Genomic DNA, 25,576 nt, shown 5'->3' on the forward strand with positions numbered 1-25,576 from the left:
TGTCAGCGCTTACAAGTTGGCGTGTTTACCACCAGGTTTCAACGTTGAAACCAAAAGTCACTTCATCGATCTTGTCACGATTGATGCTGGTAGCAGAACCATAAACGTCGCCACCGCGGTTCCATTCGTCGGTTTTTTCTGAATAAGTGACGAACAACCGAATAGACGGACGTGCCCAGAGTCCTTTGCCAGCCTGGAACATTTGAGCCAGTGTTACCTTGTACAAATCGTTGGTGCCAGAGCCATTTTGTGCTTCAACCGATTCATACCCCGCCTCTAAGGCTGTCGCCATATAGTTGTTCCAACTATATTGTGGTCGGGCACCTATACTGAGCCATTTTTCCCCTTCAGCGTTATCAAGATGGTTATCCTGATAAGCCAGAGAGTACATCACTTGAAAATCGTCATTGAGATTGAGATCCCCGGAGTTAAAAATACGCCAGCTGTTCCCGTCGTGTTCGACACCGGTACTGTATTTGCGGTTGGATCCCCCCTCGGCACTCATGAGTCCACCCGCTAAGGCATCTGTGCCATATTGAAATGCCAGTGTATTTGAACCATAGTCCCATGCTTGCCTATACAATGCAGAGAACATAGCGCCAGATGTGGTGATATTGTCCTCCTCATAACTGGAGTTTTGGGTAAAAACATAGTTGATACCTAGCGTGAGATCGGCTGATTCAGATAGTGTGATATCACTCAGGCGGGCATCAACGTTATGTAATGTTCTGCCATCCGCACTTGAGTTAGGTGACAGCCAGGCAAGGTGACCTTTTGCATATCCTAAGTCCCAGTCTTCAATACCGATACCCGTACTAGAAGTGTCCCAGTATTTAATATCAATCATGTGTACTTCGTGACGGCGGTAAAAGCGTTCTCCGGCCCAGACTTTGGCTTCAGGGTTGTCTGAAAATATGCCGTGACCTGCTGACCAAAGCTGGATAGTACTTACATCTCCCCAGCTTTCTCCGCTGCCCAAATAGAGGGTGGTGTCAAAATGGGCAGTATCTTGTTGCCAAATATCTGCTTTAACACCAGCTTCCCACCAGTTGAGTTCATTGCCTAAACGAAAATTGCCATAACCTTGTGTGGCTCTAATGACAGTGTTGCGTTCTCCTTTGCCATCATTATGGTTGTCATTGTCGGTATATATCGTTCCCCATTTGGCATAACCAAAATAAGTAACATTCTCCACTGCGGCTATACCGGTTAATGGTATTAGAGCGAGGGTACAACCGAATGCTTGTGCCAGCATCTTTGGTTTCATGTGGTGTCTCCATCTATTTTTATTTTAGGTAGCGCTATCTATCTTTGAGTCCTAACTCGTGACGGATTGTAATCATTACTGGAAACGTTTTCATGATGAGGTTGGCATTTTTTACTTTATAAAGATATATGAGTAATTATGTGAGCCTTAGATCACACTAAGTGTAGTTGGTCAGTTAAATACAGGGATAAAAATCACTGTTTTTTATGTAACCGTTTTCTTTTCTAGGCAATCAATTGGAAAGGATGTAAGGGAGATTCGGACACTTGAGGAATGTTAGAACGATGTGAAAAGGGATTCCATTAATGGAAAATAACCCAACTAAATTTAGTTGGGTGTGAGATAAGCAAAGCCGTTGATCACAACCATCGGATAGTTCCTCTGGTTAAATCATTGTGTTTTGGGAATAAAAGTTAGGACCCAAAACGGCGCTATGGAGGATTCTCTAAGTGGTTAGAATAAGACTCTAGGTGTTTAAGTTCAAGACTAATCCAAGTATTAAGGCCTTTAATATCAATAAAATAACATGATTTCCTTTTGGATATTTGCTTGATAACGATAGGTGCTGTGCAGATATGTGGTAACGCACGTATTGATGTTATGTGCAATGCGTTTGGCAAATCAATTTATCAGCGACGTATGAATTGTTTGTAAACGTTTCCATGTTTTGTGGTTGCTCACAGAATATTGTGTAGTTTTCATTAAGATGCTTGCTCTTCGGATCGAGGTAGAGGCAAGAAAATGAATGAAGGCAAACTGGTTCAGCTCGCAGGTAAGCACACTCAGTTGTTGATAAAGGTCGGCGAGAGTGCAGAAATAATCCATTGGGGAAAAAGGATTGACGGGGAAAGTAAATCTTCTGGTTTGTCTCTTGAGCGGCCAGTCCCCTATGGACGTCTGGATGTAGATGTTCCGGTTTCAGTGCACCCTGAGTTGGGGCGGGGCTCCTTTGGGAGTCCTGGATTAGAAGGTCACCGCAGTGGTTTTGATTGGGCTCCCGTGTTTGTAATCGAGCATATTGAACAGTGTGATCAAAGTCTATCTATTATTTGCACTGATACTTTGGCCGGTTTGAGACTGACAACTGAGCTGATGATTGATGATCATGATGTGCTAAAAGTTCGCCATACGTTACAAAATATCAAACCTGAGAATTATCAAGTTAATCGCCTGTCTTCGACCTTGCCTTTACCTCCTCGTGTCAATGAATTAATGACCTATTCGGGACGTTGGGTTAACGAGTTTCAGACTCAGCGTCAACTGTTGCAGCATGGTGGGTATCAACAAGAAAATCGGCGAGGTCGAACCTCCCACGAACATTATCCAGCGCTGATTGCTGGTAGCAGACATTTTGACGAAATGAATGGCGATGTGTGGGGGTTTCACTTTGCATGGAGTGGTAACCACAGATTACGTGTAGATGCTAAAGCTGATGGACGGCGCTATTTTCAAGCTGAAGTTATCTACCTACCAGGTGAAATCTCGTTGGCGCAAGGGGAGAGTGTGACCACCCCGTGGCTATATGCCAGTTATAGTGATGCTGGATTAAACGGCATGAGCCAGCAATTTCATTCCCATGTTCGTGCAGAGATTCTTCCGAAAGAAGTGAAAAACAAATTACGCCCAGTTCACCTGAATACCTGGGAAGGGATCTATTTTGACCATGATCCGGAATATATTATGTCGATGGCTACGCAATCAGCTCAGATGGGCGTCGAGCGTTTTATTATTGATGATGGCTGGTTTCGTGGACGCACTGGAGATAAAGCCGGATTGGGGGATTGGTTTCTCGATCCGACTAAATATCCGCAAGGTTTAGAGCCGATTGTCCAGCATGTGAATGGATTGGGAATGGAGTTTGGGTTGTGGTTTGAGCCTGAAATGATCAACAAAAATTCGGATTTGTATCGAAATCATCCAGAATGGTTACTGGCTGTAGAAGGATATGAGCAGCCAACGGGAAGGAATCAGTATGTAATTGATTTAAAGAACGAAGATGCATTCAACTATCTGTTTGAGCGGTTGGATTATTTTCTGTCCACTTACAACATCGCTTATATCAAGTGGGACATGAATCGAGAAGTTGTTCAACCTGGACACAACGGTATGGCCTCTGCCTACCAGCAAACACTCAATTACTACCGTTTAGTAGACCAAGTACGTGCTAAACATCCGAAGGTTGAAATTGAGTCATGTGCAGCAGGTGGTGGACGTATAGATTATGAAATTCTGAAAAGGACACATCGCTTTTGGACATCAGATAATAATGATGCTCTGGAGCGTCAAGCTATCCAACGTGGTATGAGTTATTTTTTCCCGCCTGAAGTGATGGGCAGTCATATCGGTGCGAGTTATTGCCACAGTACTCGCAGACGGCACACTATTCAATTTCGAGGGTTGAGCGCATTATTCGGACATATGGGAATTGAACTTGACCCAGTGAAAGAAGAAGTATCCGAAAAACAGGGTTTTGAACGTTATGTGACCCTGCATAAAGCATTGCGTCCATTGTTACATAATGGGACCTCTTGGCGTATCAGTGCGGATGACCCTGCTCATCAAATTCAAGCGGTGGTGGCGAAAGACTTTTCTGAAGCGGTTGTTTTGGTTGCTCAATTATCGATGCCGACACATTCTCTTAGTGGCCACCTGCGGGTTCCGGGTTTGGATCGGCAGGCGCAATATCGTATTACGTTGTTGGATAAGCCGCTTAACTATGAAGATATTGTCAATTATCAACCACCATGGACGATAAATGGATGTGAATTATCCGGGGCTTGGTGTGAGGAGGTAGGATTGACTATGCCGATTCTCGATCCAGAAAGTGCCGTGTTGATTCATTTCCAGCGAATCAGCTAGTTACACGGCAAAACACTTTCTTTCATGTATTAACCACACAAGTAGTTTCTTGTGTGGTTTTGTTATTGGTTTTATTTTAATTGGTTGAATTTAAAGTATTAATTTTTTGTGTTAGTAGGGGGTGTTATCTTTTGGCTTAGCTCTCATTTTTCACAAAATTCATTGTAAACGTTTCCATAAAGAAGAGTTTGATCACAACCTAATGTGTTACGCAAAGGTAGCATTCACGGCGAAACATAAATATAAACGCTCGAGACTAGGACACGGGGTTAGGCTGTGGAATAGCGAAAGGGCACTAAGGAACGGTTATGTCTGATAAAATTACTCTACAAACTAAAATATCCTACGGTGTAGGCGCGCTTGGAAAAGACTTTGCTTGTGCACCAATCTACATTTTTCTAATGTTCTATTTTACTGATGTGGCTGGCCTATCAGCGGCATTTGTTGGAACTATCTTTCTGGCAGCGCGGATTATTGATGCCATCACAGACCCTATGATGGGGGTAGTTGTTGATAATACACGTTCACGTTTCGGTAAGTTCAGACCTTGGATCGTGATAGGCACGTTATTAAATGCTGTTGTTCTGGTTGGGTTATTTAGTACGCATTTGTTCGAGGGCACCGCACTTTACGTGTATGCTGCTGCAGCCTATATCTTGTGGGGATTAACTTACACTATAATGGATATTCCCTACTGGTCGATGATTCCTGCTTTATCTAGTTCTCGTGAAGAACGCGAAAAATTAGTGGTATGGCCTCGTCTGTTTGCCAGCCTGGCTTGGTTTATCACTGGTACTTATGGATTACATATTGTTGGAGAATTAGGGAATGGCAATCAGGGTGACGGTTTTTTTAATGTTGCTGTGTTGATTGCCGTACTGTTTGTGATGAGTGCATTTCTTATTGCCCGTAATGTAAAAGAAAAAGCTTCACCTGCAGTGACAACGGAAAAGTTCAATTTTAAAGATGTTCTGACTATTATCGGTAAAAATGATCAGCTGAAGGCATTAATTGGTACTGTACTCTCTTTTCAGATAGCTAATTTATTGGTTGGTGGTTTTGCTATTTACTATTTTTCCTATGCACTAGGTAACGCGGAACTTTTCCCTGTTTATATGATGGTGGCCGGTGTTGCTGAAGTTGCCGGGGTTTTCTTATTTCCACGTATTGCGGCATGGTTGCCACGTGAACATTTATGGTTGATTGCTTGTGGTTTTCCGGTTGTGTCTTGTGTGCTTTTACTCCTGATGGGATTCCTCTCTCCAGCGAATGCCGTCATGATTGGTATGGCAGGTGCCGCAATCAAATTTGGTGTAGGCATTGCCAACGCTCTGCAGACCGTAATGTTAGCCGATGTTGTGGACTATGGTGAGTACAAAACCGGGCGTCGTAGCGAAAGTGTTATCTTCTCTGTACAAACCATGTTGGTTAAGTTCGCGGGCGCGGCTGGTGGTTTTATCGTGGGTATGGGTCTCTCTATTGTTGGTTATATTCCAAACGTAGAGCAATCTTCAAGCACTATTGCTGGACTGGAGTTTATGATGATCGGTTTACCTGCGATCATGATGATCCTAAGTGGTCTCGTGTATTATCGTTACTATCGTTTACACGAAGGGTTTGACAAGCGATTACTTAACGAGAAAGATGCAGAGTCATCTCTGGATACAGTTAAAGCAGAAGTTTAATTCGTTTATCTAACAAAACAGGCGCTTGATTGAGGCGCCTGTTTTGTCATCAGCCATTATTTGAATATAAGCAGTGTAAAACCGAGCCAACTCACTACCAGCAGTATCCAGGGCAGTCGGCTTGGCCATGGGGAAGCGGCTTGTGTTTCTGAGACGGATGGTTGTGAGGCATCGTCATGGCCCGAAGTCGCCTGCTTGCTTTTCAGCGCTTTTTTGCGTGCCCGATCAGCCTGGCGCTGTTTCTCTTTTTGTTCTTTCTTATACAGGGCAATGCCTTTTTCGATACCTTGGGCAATCAGCTTGGTTTGCTCTTTGGTTTGGCCGGGCTTTTGTGTCGCCCTGGCAATTTTATTGGCGTCGTCCTGAGTTTGCGGCGACGCGACGATTTTGTTTTTCATTTCAGCCGTCCTATCAGTTTTCACCAAGGGTAACATGAAGCTTGGTTGGCACCAAAAGTAGCGCTTGCATATAGCTATTTGAAATCATTGCGCTAAAGTGGAAGGCAATAACATGAAGTTGCTAAGTGGTACAGGGCGAGCAGTGCGTTACGCGATTGAACAATATGATACACATGGTTACCTGAAGGCACCGGTCTGGCTATGGCTGGGCTGGATATTTCTGGCCCGGGCCTGGCTGGTGTTTGTGATGGCAGGCGTCAGCCGCAGCAGTGGTTCTGATATTCTGGCCTGGGTCTATCCGAATTCGGCCACCCTGTATCTTGGTTTGCTGTCTGGCTTGCCCGGTCTGGCACTGATGTGGCTGATTGGCCTGCGCCATCAGCAGCGGACAAAAATTAACGCTTTGGTGCGTAACGGGCGCTGGCTGACGATACTGACGGTGCTTGTACAGTCAATCCAGGTGGGATACCACACGTATTTGCAACACGGCATTTTTCATTGGGCGAATGCCCTGACCTTATTGATTCTGTTATGGTTAGTTCTGTATCTGCTGCGCAGTCGCCGGGTAAAAGACTGCTTTTGTGAACCGATAGACGCTAATCGATAACCGCGCCGGACACGTACAAACCAGCACTTATTTTTAGGATAAGCACAGCGGCGCCGGGATTGGCACGCAGCACTGAGTGGGCTTGTCTGATGATTGAATACACTGAGCAAAAACAAAAGTGAGGACTTAATATGTCAACGCCACAGTCGGCTATTTTGCCGGAAGCGAAACCCTTCGCACTGTACAGTCTTTTGAAAATTAAGCAAAACTACGCTCAGGTTCTTGAGCAGTTGCAGGCTTTACCTGCGCTGGTGGAGGAACTGAACGCAACGCAGCCAGGCGCGGAATTGAGCTTGTCTATCGCATTCAGTAAGGCGTTCTGGCAACAGCTGGAAACGCCGATGCCGGGAGAATTAATTGATTTTTCTCCGCTGGGAGAAGGCGCAACTCAGGCACCGGCAACCGATGTCGATGTGCTGATTCACTGTCACAGCCTGCGTCACGACCTGCTGTTTTACGTGATGCGCCAATGTCTGGAGCAGGTGGCGGAAGATGTCGAGGTGGTCGATGAAACCTATGGCTTCCGTTATCTGGACTCCAGAGACATGACCGGTTTTATTGACGGCACAGAAAACCCGAAACAGGAGCAGCGCCGTGAAGTCGCCATCATACCCGATGGTGAATTTGCCGGGGGCAGCTATGTGTTGGTGCAGCGTTTTGTCCACAAACTGCCGGCCTGGAATCGCTTGAATGTGTCCGCGCAGGAAAAGGTCATTGGTCGAACCAAAGTCGACTCAGTCGAGCTGGATAATGTGCCAGCCGCTTCCCATGTCGGCCGGGTGGATATTAAAGAGCAGGGTAAAGGGCTGAAAATTGTGCGCCACAGCCTGCCTTATGGCAGTGCCAGCAGTGAACATGGTCTGCTGTTTATTGCTTACTGCAATACGCTGCACAATATTAAGACTATGCTCGACAGCATGTATGGGGTAACCGATGGCAAAACCGATCAGCTGTTGCGCTTTACTCAGGCGGTCACAGGTGCTTATTTCTTTGCGCCGTCTGAGGCGATGTTGCACTCACTCAGTCTGAAAGCCTGAACGAGCGCAAAGGTTTTTATTGGTCAGGATTGAGTTCAAGCCAGGCTTTGCCTGGCTTTTTCTTTATCTCGTTGCTGCTTAAAGTAACATCTGGTCTGAGTGAGCTAAATCTGCTAGCGGCACTAAAGTTTAGTGCCGGTCTGCCGATAGAGCTTGCATACACGATACTCAGCACAGGGTGCCTTCACTGCATGGCGATTACGGTCAACACCAATATCTCAGCGCTTATAGCCCAGCGGCATTTGACCAGCGCGACCGATATGCTCAATCAGTCAATGGAGCGGTTGTCTTCTGGAAACAGAATCAACAGCGCCAAAGATGATGCGGCAGGTTTGCAGATCTCCAATCGACTCAAAGCGCAAATGAGTGGGCTGGATGTGGCGGTACGTAATGCTAATGACGGCATTTCAATCATGCAGACTGCCGAAGGCGCGATGCAGGAAACCACCAATCTTCTGCAGCGAATGCGGGATTTGTCTTTGCAATCGGCTAACGGGTCAAACAATAAACAGGATCGAGTCGCTTTACAGGAAGAAATGGGCGCTTTGAATGATGAACTGAACCGAATCGCTGAAACGACCTCTTTTGGTGGGCGAAAATTGCTCAACGGTTCTTTCGGTCAGGCGTCCTTCCAGATTGGTGCCTCATCCGGCGAAGCGGTGCAGTTATCGCTGAAGAGAATGCGCTCTGATGACATTAATATGGGTGGTTTCAGTTATGTTGCCGCTGGGATGGCAGATAAAGACTGGCGGACCGGTAATGGCCGCAATGAGCTGAACATCTCCTACCTTAATGCGCGTGGTCAGCAAGAGCAGATCACCCTCCAGGCCCGCAATGGCGATGACATTGAACAGCTGGCTACCTACATTAATGGTCAGACCGATAAGGTCTCGGCATCGGTTAATGACAAAGGACAGTTACAGATTTTCATGGCCGGTAAAGAAACGGCGGGCACTTTATCTTTCAGCGGCAGTCTGGCCGATGAGCTGCAGATGAACCTGCAAGGTTATGAAGCGGTTGATAATCTTGATATTACTTCGGTTGGCGGTGCGCAGCGCGCTGTGTCGGTGCTGGATACTGCCATGCAGTATGTCGACAGCCATCGCTCTGAACTGGGGGCGCTGCAGAACCGTTTTGGTCATGCCATTAACAATCTGGATAATGTGCATGAGAATCTTGCTGCATCCAACAGTCGGATTAAAGATACCGACTACGCCAAAGAAACCACTCAAATGATTAAGCAGCAGATCCTGCAGCAGGTTAGTACCACGATTCTGGCCCAGGCACGCAATCAGCCCAATATCGCCCTGACTCTGCTGGGTAACTAGTATTCTGTTAGCTGTTACTCAGCAAGAGGCTTGTTCCTATCTCATGTTCATCATCGCCTCAGATAATGAATAGGTGTGATACAACGAATAGGCCTTGTTACAATCAATAAGTCTTATTGGTAAGCCGAACCAAGCAGTATCGACAAGCGCTTGAAAAGCTTTAGTGAAAAACGCAATTTTTTAGCTCTTTTTGTAGTTTCGTCACTTTTAATCCGCTAAAGCAGTTTTTTTCAAAAAAATCTTAAAATCGACCTAAAGCTTTTCAAACCCACGCCGTTAAAGAAAGTAACTTTGAGAGAACTACTTGGTTTTCCGAGACGTCGGAAACCGGAAATATCGGAAAATCAATTGGAGATACCACTATGGCAGTAAATGTAAATACCAACGTATCAGCGATGACCGCGCAACGTTACCTGAACAGTGCAACCAGTGCTCAGCAAACCTCAATGGAGCGTCTGTCTTCTGGTTCACGTATCAACAGCGCAAAAGATGATGCGGCTGGTCTGCAAATTTCAAACCGTCTGAATGTACAAAGCCGCGGTCTGGATGTCGCGGTACGTAACGCCAACGATGGTATTTCGATGGCGCAGACAGCAGAAGGTGCGATGAACGAAACCACCAATATCCTGCAACGTATGCGTGACCTGTCTCTGCAATCTGCTAACGGTTCGAACTCTAAATCAGACCGTGTCGCGATTCAGGAAGAAGTTACAGCACTGAATGATGAGCTGAACCGTATCGCAGAAACTACGTCTTTCGGTGGTAACAAACTGCTGAACGGCACCTTCGAAACCAAAGCATTCCAGATTGGTGCGGATAACGGTGAAGCGGTGATGCTGACCCTGAAAGATATGCGCAGTGATAACCGTATGATGGGTGGTACCAGCTACCAGGCAGCCAATGCTAAAGACCAGGACTGGACAGTCGCTGATGGTTCAAATGACCTGAGCATCACGCTGAACGATGCGCAAGGTACAGAGCAGACCATCAACATCAGCGCGAAAGCGGGTGATGATATCGAAGAGCTGGCGACTTACATCAACGGTCAGACTGACATGGTCAAAGCGTCGGTAAACGAAGATGGTCAGCTGCAAGTGTTCACGGACAACAACAAAGTGTCTGGCCCTGTTTCCTTCAGCGGCGGTCTGGCTGGTGAACTGGGTATGGGTGACGGTCAGCAAGTGACAGTCGACAACATCGACGTAACCAGCGTAGGTGGTGCTCAGGAATCGGTTGCTATCGTTGATGCTGCTCTGAAATATGTTGATAGCCACCGCGCAGAGCTGGGTGCATTCCAGAACCGCTTCGGTCACGCTATCAATAACCTGGACAACATTAACGAAAACGTGAATGCGTCTAAGAGCCGTATCAAAGACACCGATTTCGCGAAAGAATCGACGGCAATGACTAAGGCACAGATTCTGTCTCAGGCTTCAAGCTCAATCCTGGCTCAAGCCAAACAGACTCCGCAAGCGGCACTAAGTCTGCTGGGCTAATCGCCTCCAAGAACAAAAAATCCAGCTTCGGCTGGATTTTTTTATGCCTGAATTTTGTGTTCTTGGTCACGTTTTATTCATAAATGGACAATTGTTGGAAAAAAGGTCGCAGTTCGGCCTAAAGGATGTTGAGTGGTCGCCGTTAAAGGATACGAGAGAAATGAGGTGCGTGGACGAGAGGTGAGAGACTCGAAAACGCGCCAACTATTCCGCCTTAGGAGATCACAATATGGCAATTAATGTAAGTACCAACGTCTCGGCGATGACCGCCCAGCGTTATCTGAACGGTGCAGCTGACGGTGCCCAGAAGTCGATGGAACGTCTGTCTTCCGGTTACCGTATCAACAGCGCTAAAGACGACGCGGCGGGGCTGCAGATCTCAAACCGACTGAGTTCACAAAGTCGTGGTTTGGATATGGCTGTACGTAACGCAAATGATGGTATCTCAATCGCGCAAACCGCTGAAGGTGCGATGAACGAGAGCACCAACATTCTGCAACGTATGCGTGACCTGGCATTGCAATCCTCAAACGGCTCTAACTCAGGTTCTGAGCGTCAGGCAATTCAAGAAGAAGTGTCGGCGCTGAATGATGAGCTGAACCGTATTGCGGAAACCACTTCATTTGGTGGTAACAAACTACTAAACGGTACTTTTGGTAATAAATCATTCCAGATTGGCGCAGATTCCGGTGAAGCGGTAAATCTGAGCATGGGCAACTTGCGTTCTGATACCATGGCAATGGGCGGTAAATCTTACCGTGCAGCAGAAGGGAAAGCCGCGGACTGGACAGTGGGTGATGCCACTGAGCTGACTCTGAGCTATACCGATCGTCAGGGTGAGGCGCGCAATGTGACCATCAACGCTAAACAGGGTGATGATTTAGAAGAAGTAGCGACTTACATTAACGGTCAGAATGATGATGTAAAAGCGTCTGTCGGCGAAGATGGTAAACTGCAACTGTTTGCTGCTACTCAGAAGGTAAACGGTGAGGTCACTATCGGCGGTGATCTTGGCTCTGAGATTGGCTTTGCGGCTGGTCAGGATGTGACAGTGAAAGATATCGATGTGACCAGTGTGGCCGGCTCGCAAGAAGCGGTCGCGTTGCTGGATGGCGCATTGAAATCGGTTGACAGTCAGCGTGCTTCTCTGGGTGCATTCCAAAACCGTTTTAACCATGCAATCAGTAACCTTGATAACATCAATGAGAACGTGAACGCGTCTCGCAGCCGTATCAAAGATACTGACTATGCACGTGAAACGACGGCGATGACCAAGTCACAGATCCTGCAACAAGCGAGTACGTCGGTACTGGCGCAGGCGAGACAGGCACCATCTGCAGCTCTTAGCCTGCTGGGTTAATCCTGGCAGCTGGGAGCTTTAGGTCGTCGTTCTCTTAACGACGGCTGATAAGGTGGAGGGAGATTGTTATGGACGGACCATCCTATACATCGAACGTCCAGCCTTACGGCTCGCAGAGTGGCATTAAATTTGCTTCAGAAAACGATAGCGTGAAAGGCGCTTCTGATTCGAAAGATGACTACCGCATGGTTCAGCGTGGCGATAATACTGCACGTTTGGCACAGCAGACACAACAAGGTCAGGACCAGGCATTGGCAAGCGCCGTTGAGCAATCCCGTGAACAACAGCGGGTCAGCGAGGAGCAACGTGCTAAGATTGTTGAACAGATGAGTGAATTTGTTGATTCGTTCAACAAGGGGCTGGCATTCAGGGTGGATGAAGAATCAGGGCGGGATGTTGTGACGATTTATGAGGCCTCAACCGGCGACATAATACGTCAGATTCCAGATGAAGAAATGCTTGAGGTTTTACGACGCCTGTCGCAGGGACAGAGCCCGACATCGGGCCTGTTACTGACCAAGGTGTAATCGTTTTTTTGAGGTGAAATAATGAGTTTAGGCCCAATGGGAATGAACACTGGTTTTGATATTAATTCAGTGGTCAGCGGAATTGTCAATGCAGAGCGTGCTCCCAAGCAGCAAAGCATTGACAATAAGCGCACTGAAATTGATACCAGTATCAGTGCCTATGGCAGACTCAGAGAGTCGCTGGATACCATGCGTAACCTGATGACGAATTTTCGTCAGCAGGAGGCTTTTGCCGTGCGCAAAGTCGATACAAGCGACGACAAGGTGGTATCTGCGACCGCATCCACAGACGCAATCGCAGGCAGATACGCAGTCGATGTGCTGCAGCTTGCCCAAAGTCATAAACTGGCATCAGCGGTATTACCGGAAGATGCCAGGTTTGGCCCGGGTAAGCTGCAGATTTCTCTTGGTGATCAATCATTTAGTGTCGATGTACGTGGTCGATCCCGATTGATTGATGTCGTACGTGGCATTAACGACGAGGACCGTAACCCAGGAGTTCGTGCTTCGGTCATCAATGACGTTGACGGGCCGCGTTTGATTGTCGCTTCAAATTTATCCGGTGCGAATCACCGCATTAGTATTCGCGCCGATGCCCCATCCGGGGATGCGTTGCATCGCCTGGAATACAAAACGTTAGAAGATCGGGTCAAAGATCTGGAATCAGCACGCGCCAAAGCACAGCAGCTGATTGCCCCTCTGACACCCGAGCAGCAAAAAGTTGCCGCTCAAGTTGCCGATCGGATTGGCGAGGCGGCACGAAATGTCGATCAGGCCATGTCAGAACACGTCAATTCTGCTGCACAAAGCACAGGTCAAAGTTCTGATTCAGATGAGCTGTCCGAAGACGCAGTCCGTGCAGCGGCACAAGCCGGCACGGATGCCAACCGTTATCTGAGACCACAAGACAGAATTCCGGGCTGGACTGAAACGGCTTCGGGGACTTTACTCGATTCCTATTCAGAGCCGGAAGCTGAGTTAGACAGTACGGCGCAGGAAAAATCATCGCAAGTGCCGGGCTGGAGCAACACTGCCTCCGGTACGCTCACGGATTCTTATGTTACGCCGCAAGAGGCTCAGGCTCGTCTCGATGCCCAACTAGCCCGTGAACAGGCTGCCATTGACGCAGCCGTGCAAAGCGGCAATATGACGCCACAAGAAGCTAAGCAAGCTGCTCGCGCGAAACTGCCGGAAGCAGAGCGCGAACGTCTCGAGCAACTCGAACAGGCGCAGCAGGAACTGAAAGCGGCGCAAGATTCATTCGATGGTTATTCAGGAATGATTCAGGTTCAGGCCGGGCAGGACTCCATGGTGATGCTGGACGGTGTCGCTAAGTTGTCGAGTGAAAACAACGTGATTGAAAATGCCATTGACGGGGTTGATTTAACCCTGAGTGGTAAAACCAATCCGGGTGATCGACCGGCTGAAATCGATATTGAATATGACCGTGACAGTGTGCGTCAGGATATCGAACAATTTGTCGCAGCGTATAACCAGTTTTTTGCGGTCAGCCAGGATCTGAGCAGTGTTGATCCCACGACCGGGAAGGCGGGGCCTCTGGCCGGTGACAGTGTGGTGCGCAGCGCGCATTCACGTTTACGCTCGGTGTTTTCATCGCCGGTAGAAGGTGCTCCGCAAGATATTCGTAGCCTGACTGAGTTTGGTATTACGACGACCCGTCAGGGAACACTGGAGATCAATCATGACATGCTCGATCGCCAGCTGAACAATAACTTCACTCGTCTGGGCGAGTTTTTTGGCGGCAACCAGGGATTCGCACGCAAAGTAGAAGATGCGATTCAGAGTATGACCGGGGTGACTGGTTCGATTCGCACTCGTGAGCGTAGCCTTGGTGAGCAGGACAGACGCCTGACGGATGACCAGGCGGCATTAGATCGCCGCATGGATAATTTACAGCAGCGCACCCATGCGCGCTTCTCTGCCATGCAGGATGCAACCAGCAACATGCAGTCCCAGCTGTCGAGCATGATGAGTATGTTAGGTCAGTAACATGGATGATGAGCTGCAAGTTTTACGTGATCTGGATCACCAATTAAAGCAGAGTCTTTCAGTGCAAGACATTAACACTGAAGAAATTGTAGACTTGGTCGATAAGAGAGAACGGTTATTGCAAGGATTGTTACTCTACGCAGCTGACAATCCGGAATTTGCCCATTCTGAGGTTTGGCGCAAGGCAATTTTGCAAACACAACAGCTTGTTGAACAGATGCAGTCACAAACGACTGCAATAGGTCGATTGTTGCATAAATATCGCTACGGCAACAAATCAGTTCAGCAATACAAAAAGTTTTTATAAAGAGGAAGACTATGCGTGGTTCTTTACAGGCGTACAAAAAAGTATCAGTGGATAGCCAGCTAAGTGCGGCCTCACCGCATAAAATCGTTCAGATGCTGATGGGCGGTGCAATTGAACGTCTTATTCAAGGTAAGGCGGCGATGTTGCAGGGTCATATCCCGGTTAAAGGTGAACGTCTTGGTAAGGCGTTAGAAATTGTCATCAGCCTGCGCAGCTGTCTGTCGATGAATGATGGTGGCGAAATCGCCGAGAATCTCGATCAGTTGTATGAATTTATGATCACTCAGATCACGACGGCAAACTATGAGAATGACCCTCAGCCTATTGACGACGTTATTGATATTTTGCGTGAAATCAAGTCCGCCTGGGATCAAATTCCGGCTGAATACCACAATCTGACTGCCTCAGAAGTGGGAATCTAAGGAATTTTTGAAACTTTTAACTGATATCACATCGGTTAATTGCCAGGTTGCCTTATTTTTATAATTAAATAGAATAGAAGCCACTAACTAGCCAGTGGCTTTTTTGTTGCTGAATTCCACAAATTGTCTGTCGTTTAGACAGATAGATATTATAAATTGTCGGGTCTGATGATGACAGTCAGCAGCGCGACAACAACATTCCAGAATTAAGGCAAATAATCTCACCTATGCAAGGTTTAGCAAAACTACTTGTGATTGAAGACGATCCCTCGATTCGTCTGAGTCTCAGTACCATATTAGAATTTGTTGGAGAGCAATGTGAGGTGATTGAGTCTTCTCAGTTGGATCAGATTGACTGGTCGGCTGTTTGGGCTGGATGCATCCTGGGCTCCCTCGGAACGCAGTACTTACCTGAGTTGCTGTCGAATTCTCTTGCAAAAGCTAACCACATCCCGCTATTGGTCGCGAATAAGCAGCCGTACTCGCTGGAAGAGTTTCCCCATTTTGTTGGTGAGCTGGATTTCCCTCTCAATTATCCGCAGCTCAGTGAAGCACTGAGACACTGCAAAGAGTTCCTGGGGCGTAAAGGCATTCAGGTCATGGCGAGTGCGCGTAAAAATACGCTGTTTCGCAGCCTGGTTGGGCAAAGTCATGGTATCCAGGAAGTTCGTCACCTGATTGAACAAGTTGCGGGCACCGAAGCCAATGTACTTATCCTGGGGGAATCCGGGACAGGCAAAGAAGTGGTGGCACGTAACATCCATTACCATTCGTCACGTCGCGGCGGCCCGTTTGTGCCGATTAACTGCGGTGCTATTCCGGCCGATCTGTTAGAAAGCGAACTGTTTGGTCATGAAAAAGGCGCCTTCACCGGGGCAATTACCGCGCGGAAAGGACGTTTTGAACTGGCTGACGGCGGTACACTGTTCCTGGATGAAATCGGTGATATGCCGATGAGTATGCAGGTGAAGTTACTGCGAGTGCTGCAAGAGCGCTGTTTTGAGCGTGTCGGCGGTAACAGTACGATTAAAGCCAATGTCCGCGTGATTGCGGCGACGCACCGCAACCTGGAAACTATGATAGATGATCAGCGTTTCCGTGAAGATCTTTACTATCGTCTCAATGTGTTCCCGATTGAAATGCCGGCGCTGAAAGAGCGCAAAGAAGATATTCCGCTCCTGCTGCAGGAGCTGATGACCCGTCTGGAAGCGGAAGGCGGCCTGCCTATCTGTTTCACACCACGCGCGATCAATTCTCTGATGGAGCACGACTGGCCGGGGAATGTGCGCGAGTTGGCCAATCTGGTCGAGCGCATGGTTATCCTGTATCCGAACAGCCTGGTGGATGTTAACCATCTGCCGACCAAATACCGTTACAGTGATATTCCTGAATTCCAGCCTGAGCCAAGTCGTTTCAGTTCGGTTGAAGAGCAGGAGCGCGATGTGCTGGCGGATATTTTCTCGGAAGACTTCAGTTTTGGTCAGGATGAAGACTTTAGTGAGCAGCTCGATGCCCCACAATCACTGCCTCCGGAAGGCGTGAATCTGAAAGAGTTGCTGGCCGATTTGGAAGTGAACCTGATTAACCAGGCTCTGGATGCTCAGGGTGGCGTTGTGGCTCGTGCCGCTGATATGCTGGGTATGCGCCGCACGACTTTGGTTGAGAAAATGCGCAAATACAACATGCAGCGCTGATTTTCGCTGAGTCAATTTATTGTCATAGCATTAACCTGCTGAAAAGTAATGTAAATAGCCTGGCACGCATCTTGCGTTACAGGCTATTGTTGTATTTAGAGGCAGATTTCCGACGATGGACCACGCAGCGCAAGAACAGCATTCTCATTTAGACTCCCTTGAGCATCAGGTGGAGCGCTACAAACAAGTACTGGATGTTATGCCAGCCGGAGTGATTTTGCTCGATACCCAGGGCATAGTGCGTGAAGCCAACCCTGAAGCTCAGCGTCTGCTTGACGTGCCGCTGCTGGGTGAGCGCTGGTATACCATTATTCAGGCCGCTTTTGCACCGCGCGAAGATGACGGCCACGAGATCTCGCTGCGTAACGGACGTAAGGTTCGTTTGGCTATCTCGGCATCGGCGACCGGACAACTGATTCTTATCACGGATCTGACGGAAACCCGGCTGTTACAGTCGCGGGTCAGCGATCTGCAACGTTTGTCATCGCTGGGCCGTATGGTGGCGTCATTGGCGCATCAGGTCAGAACACCGTTGTCGAGCGCAATGCTGTATGCCTCCAACCTGTCAGCGCCTAATCTGCCTCAGCCCACTCGCGAACGTTTCCAAAGCAAACTGATGGATCGCTTGCATGACCTGGAAAAACAAGTTAACGACATGCTGCTGTTCGCCAAAGGTGGTGATAACAAAGTGATTCAGCCTTTTACGGTGGCCGAGCTGGTGAATGAATTTTTGCCGATGATCGAAACCGCAGTAAAAAATAATCAGATTGATTACGGCCAGGAAGTGGAGCAGCAAGAGACCCAACTGATGGGTAACGTTAATGCGATCGCTTCTGCGTTAAGTAATCTGGTGATGAATGCGATTCAAATCGTCGGTAAAGGTGCTCAAATCGATGTCTTTTTCCGACCGGTGAATGGGGTATTAAAAATTTCTGTGCAGGACAATGGGCCAGGTGTGGCGAAAGAGCTACAACAAAAAATTATGGAGCCTTTCTTTACCACCCGTTCACAAGGCACCGGCCTTGGTCTTGCGGTTGTACAAATGGTGTGTCGTGCACATGACGGCCAACTTGAGTTGATTTCTGAACCGGGGAATGGTGCCTGTTTTACCATGTGTTTGCCTCTGGAGCGTCAACCACACACGTCTCACTCAGATTCGGGAGAATGATGATGGCTCAAAGTAAAGTCTTAATCGTTGAAGATGATGAAGGTCTACGCGAAGCACTGGTAGACACTCTGGCATTAGCGGGCTACGAATGGCTTGAAGCCGATTGTGCCGAGGATGCGTTGTTGAAACTGAAAACCTATCCGGTTGATATTGTGGTCTCTGACGTGCAAATGGCCGGAATGGGCGGCCTGGCCCTGCTGCGTAACATCAAACAGCATTGGCCGAATCTTCCGGTGCTGCTGATGACCGCGTATGCCAATATTGAAGATGCAGTGTCGGCGATGAAGGAAGGGGCGATTGATTATATGGCCAAACCTTTCGCACCTGAGGTGTTGCTTAACATGGTCAGCCGTTACGCTCCGGTGAAATCGGATGACAATGGTGATGCTGTGGTCGCGGACGAAAAAAGCCTTAAGTTGCTGAGCCTGGCAGAAAAAGTCGCGAAAACCGACGCGAATGTCATAGTTCTGGGGCCAAGTGGTTCCGGTAAAGAAGTGATGTCCCGTTATATCCATAATGCGTCACCGCGTAAAGCCGGCCCGTTTGTTGCCATCAACTGTGCTGCGATTCCGGACAACATGCTGGAAGCAACCCTGTTTGGTTACGAGAAAGGGGCATTTACCGGTGCGGTTCAGGCTTGTCCGGGCAAATTTGAGCAGGCTCAGGGCGGTACTATTTTGCTCGATGAGATCAGCGAAATGGATCTTAACCTGCAGGCCAAACTACTGCGTGTGCTGCAGGAGCGTGAAGTGGAACGGCTGGGCAGCCGCAAGAGCATCAAACTGGATGTGCGTGTACTGGCAACCAGTAACCGTGATCTTAAAGCTTACGTGCAAGAGAAAAAATTCCGCGAAGACCTTTATTATCGTCTCAATGTTTTCCCAATCGCCTGGCCGGCGCTGTGTGAGCGGAAAGGGGATATTGAACCGCTGGCCATCCATCTGGTTGAGCGTCACTGTAAAAAGCTTGGTCTGGCGGTTCCGGCAGTTTCTGAAAGTGCAATCAATAAGTTGCTGAGCTATAACTGGCCGGGTAACGTGCGCGAGCTGGATAACGTGATTCAGCGCGCTCTGATTCTGAGTGACCAGGACAGCATTGATCAGCAGCATATTTTGCTGGAAGGCCTCGACTGGCAGGATGCAAGCAGCTTGCAGAGTGCGGTGGAAAGCGGAGACGTGGCCGCGGTAGAGATTAAGCCGGTTGCCGAAGTCGACTTTGCCAAATCAATCAGCGCGAGCAGCGGTTTAGGCGGCGAACTGCGCGATCAGGAGTACGCCATCATCATGGATACCCTGGTGGAATGTGAAGGACGACGTAAAGAGATGGCCGAGAAGCTTGGTATCAGCCCGCGCACTTTGCGCTACAAACTGGCCAAAATGCGTGATGCCGGAATCGATATTCCGGGCTGAGTGAGCGTTGCGGTGCATGGCACATAACTTGCTGGATCTGACTAAAAGGTGATTCACAATGGGCATGAGTCAAACAATTGGCATCTGAGGTAATAATGAGATTAGACGGCTTACAAAGCGAAATGCAGGCGATGATGATCGAAGCGGGTAACAGCCGCCCTGCAGCAACAGGACAAAAAGTTGGCGCTGATTTTGGCGATATGCTCGCTCAGGCCATCAATAATGTAAACGCTCTGCAAAAATCATCCGGTAATTTACAAACCCGTTTTGACCGTGGTGACGAGGGGGTTTCTCTGTCGGATGTGATGATCGCCCGCAACAAATCGAGTGTGGCTTTTGATGCCACGATCCAGGTACGCAATAAGTTGGTTGAAGCGTACAAAGAACTGATGAACATGCCAGTGTAATTGTAGGATTTGAACTGTGGCTGAAGATAAGCAAACAACTGATTTGGCACTGTCCGGCTCTGGCGGAGATCAGGCCCTGCTTGCCGGCGCGGATCTTGACGGCGTGGCGCAGAATCCCGATCTGGATGAGAAAAGCTCATCCAAGATGGATTTTGCTATGGGTGATCTGGATCTGCTGCGTCAGATCGTGCTGGTTCTGTCCATTTCGATTTGTGTTGCTTTGATCGTGATGCTGTTTTTCTGGGTCAAAGAGCCGGAAATGCGGCCGCTTGGCGCCTATGAAACGGAAGAGTTGATTCCGGTGCTGGATTACCTGGATCAGCAAAAACAAGATTACAAACTGGATGGCAACACCATTTTGGTGCCGAACAGTGACTACAACAGCCTCAAACTGAACATGGTGCGCGCCGGCCTGAATCAATCCCGGGAAGCCGGTGATGATATCCTGTTGCAGGATATGGGGTTTGGGGTTTCCCAGCGTCTCGAGCAGGAACGTTTAAAACTGAGCCGGGAACGTCAGCTGGCCAAAGCGATCGAAGAGATGCGTCAGGTGAATAAAGCGCGTGTTCTGCTGGCACTGCCGAAACAGAGCGTATTCGTGCGTCATAACCAGGAAGCGTCCGCCTCAGTATTTTTGACCCTGCGTACCGGCTCCGACCTGAAACAAGAAGAAGTGGATTCGATTGTCGATATGGTCGCCAGTGCGGTACCGGGGATGAAACCGACCCGGGTCACGGTCACGGATCAACACGGTCGTCTGCTCAGCTCCGGTTCACAGGATCCGGTCTCTGCGGCACGCCGCAAAGAGCAGGAGCAGGAGCGCAAGCAGGAAGACAACCTGCGTGAGAAAATTGACTCGGTGCTGATCCCGATCCTTGGCCTGGGTAACTACACCGCTCAGGTGGATGTGGAACTGGATTTCAGCGCCATTGAACAAACGCGCAAAAGCTTTGACCCGAACACGCCATCGACCCGCAGTGAATATACACTGGAAGATTACAACAACAGTAATACGGTCGCGGGGGTTCCCGGCGCTCTAAGTAACCAGCCGCCGGCGGATGCCTCGATTCCGCAGGATGTCGCGCAAATGAAAGACGGCTCGCTGATGGGACAGGGTTCGGTGCATAAAGAAGCCACCCGCAACTTTGAGCTCGATACGACCATCAGCCATGAGCGTAAGCAGACGGGCGTAATTAACCGCCAAACCGTGGCCGTTGCGGTGAAAAACCGTGCCAGTGTTAATCCGGAGACCGGCGAAGTGACCTACACTCCGCTGAGTGAGAGTGAGCTAAACTCTATCCGACAGATTCTGATTGGTGCGGTGGGCTTCAGTGAAAATCGCGGTGACCTGCTCAATGTATTGAGTATGCAGTTTGCCGAGCCTGAAATAGAGCCGCTGGCCGATGTGCCAATTTGGGAGAACCCGAATTTCAGTGACTGGATTCGCTGGCTGGCGAGTGCACTGGTTATCATCGTTGTGGTGCTGGTGCTGGTTCGCCCGGCGATGAAAAAACTGCTCAACCCTGTAGCAGAAGACGACGAACAACTGTATGGCCCGGATGGCCTGCCTATCGGAGCGGATGGTGAAACCAGCCTGATTGGCAGCGACATTGAAGGCGGAGAACTGTTTGAGTTTGGTTCGGGGATTGACTTGCCGAATCTGCATAAGGATGAGGACGTGCTGAAAGCCGTACGTGCTCTGGTGGCCAACGAGCCGGAACTGGCGGCTCAAGTAGTGAAGAACTGGATGCAAAATGCCTGACGAAATCGTACCACGTAATGCCGGCGGTGAAGTGGCTGAAACCAAAATTGATATTGCCTCAATACCGGGTGATGAACGTGCAGCAATCCTGTTGCTGAGCCTGAATGAAGAAGATGCGGCCGGGATTATCCGCCATCTGGAACCCAAGCAAGTTCAGCGGGTCGGTAGTGCGATGGCGCGGGCTAAAGATCTGAGCCAGGATAAAGTCAGTGCGGTGCACCGTGCATTTCTGGAAGACATCCAGAAATACACCAATATCGGTATGGGTAGCGAAGACTTTATGCGTAATGCTCTGGTGGCAGCACTGGGAGCAGACAAGGCCAACAATCTGGTTGACCAGATTCTGCTCGGTACTGGTTCGAAAGGTCTCGATTCACTCAAATGGATGGATCCGCGTCAGGTTGCCAGCATTATTGTTAACGAGCACCCACAGATCCAGACCATTGTCTTGTCTTACCTTGAGCCGGATCAGTCGGCGGAGATACTGGCCCAGTTCTCCGAACGTGACCGTCTCGATTTGATGATGCGAATTGCCAACCTGGAAGAAGTTCAGCCATCCGCACTGGCGGAGCTGAACGAGATCATGGAGAAACAGTTTGCTGGTCAGGCTGGTGCGCAAGCGGCTAAGATTGGCGGCCTGAAAGCAGCGGCCGATATCATGAACTACCTCGACAATAACATCGAGGGAGCTCTGATGGATCAGATGCGCGACCAGGACGAAGATCTGGCTACTCAGATCCAGGATCTGATGTTTGTGTTCGAGAATCTGGTCGAAGTCGACGATCAGGGGATTCAGAAACTACTGCGCGATGTTCCGCAGGATGTGCTGCAACGTGCGCTTAAAGGTGCCGATGACGCGCTACGTGACAAGATCTTCAAGAACATGTCCAAGCGTGCTGCTGAACTGATGCGCGATGACCTGGAAGCGATGCCGCCGATCAAAGTGTCGGATGTCGAAGCGGCCCAGAAAGAGATTCTGGCCATCGCTCGTCGTATGGCGGATAACGGTGAACTGATGTTGTCCGGCGGCGCCGACGAGTTCCTGTAACACAATCTATTTTGTCAGGGGCTGTTGACCTGATGACAGCAGCAGACCCGGGCCGGCTGATTCAGCGGGCCCTTTTTTATCTTGGGTAGGGATGGTATGTCTGGAGAAAGAAAACGCGGTTTTATTCGTTTAGGCTCAGAATCAGAAGTGGCCGCCGAACCGCCAAAAAAATGGGGTCTGCCTGATTACAGTGCTGAACAGCATAAAACGGCTCGGGAAACGGCGATGAACTACGACCCGAGCTGGATGCCGAATTTTGATGAGCCGGAAGAAGAAGAACCGGTGCAACTGACCGAGCAGGATATCGAGCTGATTAAGCAGGCCGCTTACCAGGAAGGTCTGGAACAGGGTAAAGCGGAAGGCTATCAGCAAGGTTTCGAGCAGGGCAAAGAAGCGGGCTATAACGCCGGCCATGAAGAAGGCTTAGTTGCGGGGCAGGCCGAAGGCATAGAAGCCGGGCAGGCGGTGATAGAAGAACACGTGAATACCTTTATTGGTCTTGCCAATCAGTTTGCCCAGCCGCTGGAGTTGATGAACGCCCAGGTTGAAAAGCAGCTGGTGGATATGGTGCTCACTTTGGTCAAAGAGGTGGTGCACGTAGAAGCGCAGACCAACCCGCAAGTGATACTGGATACAGTCAAAGGTTCGGTGGAGGCGCTGCCGGTTTCCGGCCACGCCATTACGTTAAAACTCAACCCGCAAGACTGCGAGATTATCGAACAGGCTTATGGTGAACAACAGTTGCAATTACGTAACTGGACGCTGGTGAGTGAACCGGCTCTCAATCGCGGCGATGTGCAGATTGAAGCCGGCGAATCGAGCGTCAACTATCGGATGGAAGAGCGCATCCGATCTGTATTGCAGAGTTTTTGTGGTACCAACCGTCATCAGCAAGGTAATGAATAATGTTAGCGTTGGCAGAACGTCTTGCACAGTATAAAACCCAGGGGTTGACCAGTCGTCCGATTGCCTCTGGCAAACTGGTACGTGTGGTCGGACTCACCCTCGAAGCGACCGGCTGCCGCGCGCCAATTGGCAGCTTGTGCCGGGTCGAGACCATGTCCGGCGAGATGGAAGCCGAAGTGGTTGGTTTTTCCGGCGACAGTTTGTTTTTGATGCCAAGTGAACAAATAACCGGGGTTCTGCCCGGGGCAAAAGTGACCCCACTGACGGAAGAGACCGGACTGGCGGTCGGCATGGAACTGCTTGGCCGGGTGATTGATGGTGTGGGCAATCCGCTCGACGGACTTGGCCCGATTTATACCGACCAACGCGCCTCTTTCAACGCTCAGCCGATTAACCCGCTGGCACGCAAACCGATCAGTGAGCCGCTTGATGTGGGCATCAAGGCCATCAATGGCCTGCTCACGGTCGGTAAAGGACAGCGTATCGGTCTGTTTGCCGGTTCAGGTGTCGGTAAATCGGTCACGCTGGGCATGATGACCCGGGGCACGACAGCGCAGGTGGTCGTGGTCGGTCTGATTGGTGAACGGGGCCGCGAGGTTAAAGAATTTATTGAAGAGATCCTCGGGGTGGACGGACGCCAGCGTTCTGTGGTGGTCGCCGCGCCAGCGGACTCCTCTCCACTGATGCGGCTCAAGGGATGTCAGACGGCGCTCACGATTGCTGAATACTTTCGTGATCAGGGTCTGGATGTCCTGCTGCTGATGGACTCACTGACCCGTTTTGCTCAGGCGCAGCGGGAAATCGCGCTCTCGGTTGGTGAACCGCCAGCGACCAAGGGTTACCCGCCATCGGTGTTTGCCAAGCTGCCCGCGCTGGTGGAACGGGCCGGTAACGGCGGTCCGCAGCAAGGCTCGATTACCGCATTCTTTACTGTGCTGACCGAAGGCGATGATTTGCAGGACCCGATCGCCGATGCGTCACGGGCAATTCTGGATGGCCATATCGTGCTGTCACGGGAAATGGCCGATGCCGGCCATTATCCGGCGATCGACGTTGAGAAATCCGTCAGCCGGGTCATGCCACAAATTACGACAGATGAGCACGTGCTGATGTCCAAGGCGGTACGTCAGGTATTGTCTATTTGCCGTAAAAATCAGGATCTGGTGTCGATTGGTGCCTATAAGCCGGGCACTGACAAAGCGATCGACAGTGCCTTTACTCTCAAGCCGCGCCTGGATCTCTATCTGCAGCAAGCGATGAAAGAATCCGTCCCTTACGAGATGTGTGTCAGCATGCTGAAAAATGTGCTGAGCATGGAGTAACATCATGGATAACGCATTACAGTTTTTGCTGGAGCAGGCCAAAGATAACGAAGATAAAGCTGTCCTGGCGCTCAACAAGGCGCGCACTGAGCTGGAAGGTTATTATCAGCAAATCCGTCAGATTGAGCAGTATCGTCTGGAATACTGCCAGCAACTGGTTGAGCGTGGCCAGTCCGGGCTGACGGCCAGTCAATATGGTCACCTCAACCGCTTTCTGACTCAGTTGGATGAAACTCTGGCCAAGCAGCGCGATGCAGAACACCACTTTAAAAATCAGGTCGTCAATTGTGAGCAGCATTGGATGGCGGTACATAAACAGCGCCGATCTTACCAATGGCTGATCGATAAGAAGCAGACCGAAAAACAGCGCGCAGAAAATAAGCGCGAGCAGAAGCTGATGGATGAGTTTTCGACCCTCAGCTTTAACCGACGTCGTCCCGGTTCCAGTTTGAGCTGAGTTTATTGGGCCATTGACGTGCTTGGCGTAGATTTTGCAGCAGATTTTGTAGAGTAGTAATGTGCAGAGTAGTAACAGATATCCGTGAGTCTCATCTCTG

At 49.4% G+C, this 25,576-nt stretch carries 22 protein-coding genes; 20 read left to right on the forward strand and 2 right to left on the reverse strand.

Features of this window, described 5'->3' with window-relative positions:
* Positions 1-25: 25 nt before the first annotated feature.
* On the reverse strand, positions 26-1,267 hold the full coding sequence (locus KNV97_RS07260; protein ID WP_218562806.1) for a carbohydrate porin: 1,242 nt from the start codon (positions 1,265-1,267) through the stop codon (positions 26-28).
* Positions 1,268-2,008: 741 nt separating this feature from the next.
* Here KNV97_RS07260 and KNV97_RS07265 point away from each other — a divergent pair.
* Both KNV97_RS07265 and melB read left to right on the forward strand, forming a co-directional pair.
* On the forward strand, positions 2,009-4,126 hold the full coding sequence (locus KNV97_RS07265) for an alpha-galactosidase (RefSeq protein WP_218562807.1): 2,118 nt from the start codon (positions 2,009-2,011) through the stop codon (positions 4,124-4,126).
* Positions 4,127-4,434: 308 nt separating this feature from the next.
* Complete coding sequence (gene melB / locus KNV97_RS07270; RefSeq protein ID WP_218562808.1) at positions 4,435-5,811, forward strand: melibiose:sodium transporter MelB; 1,377 nt, start codon at positions 4,435-4,437, stop codon at positions 5,809-5,811.
* Between the two features lie 56 nt (positions 5,812-5,867).
* Here melB and KNV97_RS07275 read toward each other — a convergent pair whose 3' ends face one another.
* Complete coding sequence (locus KNV97_RS07275; RefSeq protein WP_218562809.1) at positions 5,868-6,209, reverse strand: DUF2956 domain-containing protein; 342 nt, start codon at positions 6,207-6,209, stop codon at positions 5,868-5,870.
* A gap of 142 nt (positions 6,210-6,351) precedes the next feature.
* On the opposite strand from KNV97_RS07275, the gene KNV97_RS07280 reads away from it, so the two are divergent.
* The 18 genes from KNV97_RS07280 (at position 6,352) to fliJ (ending at position 25,476) form a co-directional block, all read left to right on the forward strand.
* Positions 6,352-6,816: a DUF2919 domain-containing protein gene (locus KNV97_RS07280; RefSeq protein WP_136483161.1), complete on the forward strand. Its 465-nt coding sequence runs from the start codon at positions 6,352-6,354 to the stop codon at positions 6,814-6,816.
* Positions 6,817-6,947: 131 nt separating this feature from the next.
* Complete coding sequence (locus KNV97_RS07285) at positions 6,948-7,853, forward strand: Dyp-type peroxidase (protein ID WP_218562810.1); 906 nt, start codon at positions 6,948-6,950, stop codon at positions 7,851-7,853.
* Positions 7,854-8,044: 191 nt separating this feature from the next.
* Positions 8,045-9,181 (forward strand): flagellin, encoded by a 1,137-nt coding sequence (locus tag KNV97_RS07290; RefSeq protein WP_218562811.1) that lies wholly within the window; start codon positions 8,045-8,047, stop codon positions 9,179-9,181.
* 362 nt (positions 9,182-9,543) lie between these two features.
* Positions 9,544-10,677, forward strand: coding sequence for a flagellin (locus KNV97_RS07295; RefSeq protein WP_136482454.1), 1,134 nt, complete (start codon positions 9,544-9,546; stop codon positions 10,675-10,677).
* A gap of 229 nt (positions 10,678-10,906) precedes the next feature.
* Positions 10,907-12,037 (forward strand): flagellin, encoded by a 1,131-nt coding sequence (locus KNV97_RS07300; protein ID WP_136482456.1) that lies wholly within the window; start codon positions 10,907-10,909, stop codon positions 12,035-12,037.
* A gap of 68 nt (positions 12,038-12,105) precedes the next feature.
* On the forward strand, positions 12,106-12,564 hold the full coding sequence (flaG, locus tag KNV97_RS07305; protein WP_218562812.1) for a flagellar protein FlaG: 459 nt from the start codon (positions 12,106-12,108) through the stop codon (positions 12,562-12,564).
* Positions 12,565-12,585: 21 nt separating this feature from the next.
* On the forward strand, positions 12,586-14,574 hold the full coding sequence (gene fliD, locus KNV97_RS07310) for a flagellar filament capping protein FliD (protein ID WP_218562813.1): 1,989 nt from the start codon (positions 12,586-12,588) through the stop codon (positions 14,572-14,574).
* 1 nt (position 14,575) lies between these two features.
* On the forward strand, positions 14,576-14,881 hold the full coding sequence (locus KNV97_RS07315) for a flagellar protein FliT (RefSeq protein ID WP_218562814.1): 306 nt from the start codon (positions 14,576-14,578) through the stop codon (positions 14,879-14,881).
* 11 nt (positions 14,882-14,892) lie between these two features.
* Positions 14,893-15,303 (forward strand): flagellar export chaperone FliS, encoded by a 411-nt coding sequence (gene fliS, locus KNV97_RS07320; protein ID WP_136482464.1) that lies wholly within the window; start codon positions 14,893-14,895, stop codon positions 15,301-15,303.
* A gap of 227 nt (positions 15,304-15,530) precedes the next feature.
* Positions 15,531-16,997 carry a sigma-54 dependent transcriptional regulator gene (locus tag KNV97_RS07325; protein ID WP_218562815.1) on the forward strand — a complete coding sequence of 489 codons (1,467 nt, stop codon included), beginning with the start codon at positions 15,531-15,533 and terminating at the stop codon, positions 16,995-16,997.
* Positions 16,998-17,112: 115 nt separating this feature from the next.
* A complete protein-coding gene (locus tag KNV97_RS07330; RefSeq protein ID WP_218562816.1) occupies positions 17,113-18,165 on the forward strand; it encodes a sensor histidine kinase in 1,053 nt (350 codons plus the stop codon).
* Between the two features lie 2 nt (positions 18,166-18,167).
* The gene (locus KNV97_RS07335; protein ID WP_218562817.1) at positions 18,168-19,574 is read left to right on the forward strand and encodes a sigma-54-dependent transcriptional regulator; all 1,407 of its coding nucleotides are present in this window, start codon (positions 18,168-18,170) and stop codon (positions 19,572-19,574) included.
* 95 nt (positions 19,575-19,669) lie between these two features.
* Positions 19,670-19,981, forward strand: a complete 312-nt coding sequence (gene fliE / locus KNV97_RS07340; protein ID WP_136482472.1) for a flagellar hook-basal body complex protein FliE — start codon at positions 19,670-19,672, stop codon at positions 19,979-19,981.
* 16 nt (positions 19,982-19,997) lie between these two features.
* Complete coding sequence (gene fliF, locus KNV97_RS07345) at positions 19,998-21,743, forward strand: flagellar basal-body MS-ring/collar protein FliF (RefSeq protein ID WP_136482474.1); 1,746 nt, start codon at positions 19,998-20,000, stop codon at positions 21,741-21,743.
* A complete protein-coding gene (gene fliG / locus KNV97_RS07350) occupies positions 21,736-22,791 on the forward strand; it encodes a flagellar motor switch protein FliG (RefSeq protein ID WP_136482476.1) in 1,056 nt (351 codons plus the stop codon). Before fliF ends, fliG begins: the two co-directional genes overlap by 8 nt.
* Positions 22,792-22,887: 96 nt before the next feature.
* Positions 22,888-23,697 carry a flagellar assembly protein FliH gene (fliH, locus tag KNV97_RS07355; protein ID WP_218562818.1) on the forward strand — a complete coding sequence of 270 codons (810 nt, stop codon included), beginning with the start codon at positions 22,888-22,890 and terminating at the stop codon, positions 23,695-23,697.
* Complete coding sequence (gene fliI / locus KNV97_RS07360; RefSeq protein ID WP_218562819.1) at positions 23,697-25,019, forward strand: flagellar protein export ATPase FliI; 1,323 nt, start codon at positions 23,697-23,699, stop codon at positions 25,017-25,019. The genes fliH and fliI overlap by 1 nt, the downstream gene beginning before the upstream one ends.
* A gap of 4 nt (positions 25,020-25,023) precedes the next feature.
* Positions 25,024-25,476, forward strand: coding sequence for a flagellar export protein FliJ (fliJ, locus tag KNV97_RS07365; RefSeq protein WP_218562820.1), 453 nt, complete (start codon positions 25,024-25,026; stop codon positions 25,474-25,476).
* Positions 25,477-25,576 lie beyond the last annotated feature (100 nt).

It is taken from the genome of Vibrio ostreae (assembly GCF_019226825.1).
Lineage (GTDB): Bacteria > Pseudomonadota > Gammaproteobacteria > Enterobacterales > Vibrionaceae > Vibrio > Vibrio ostreae.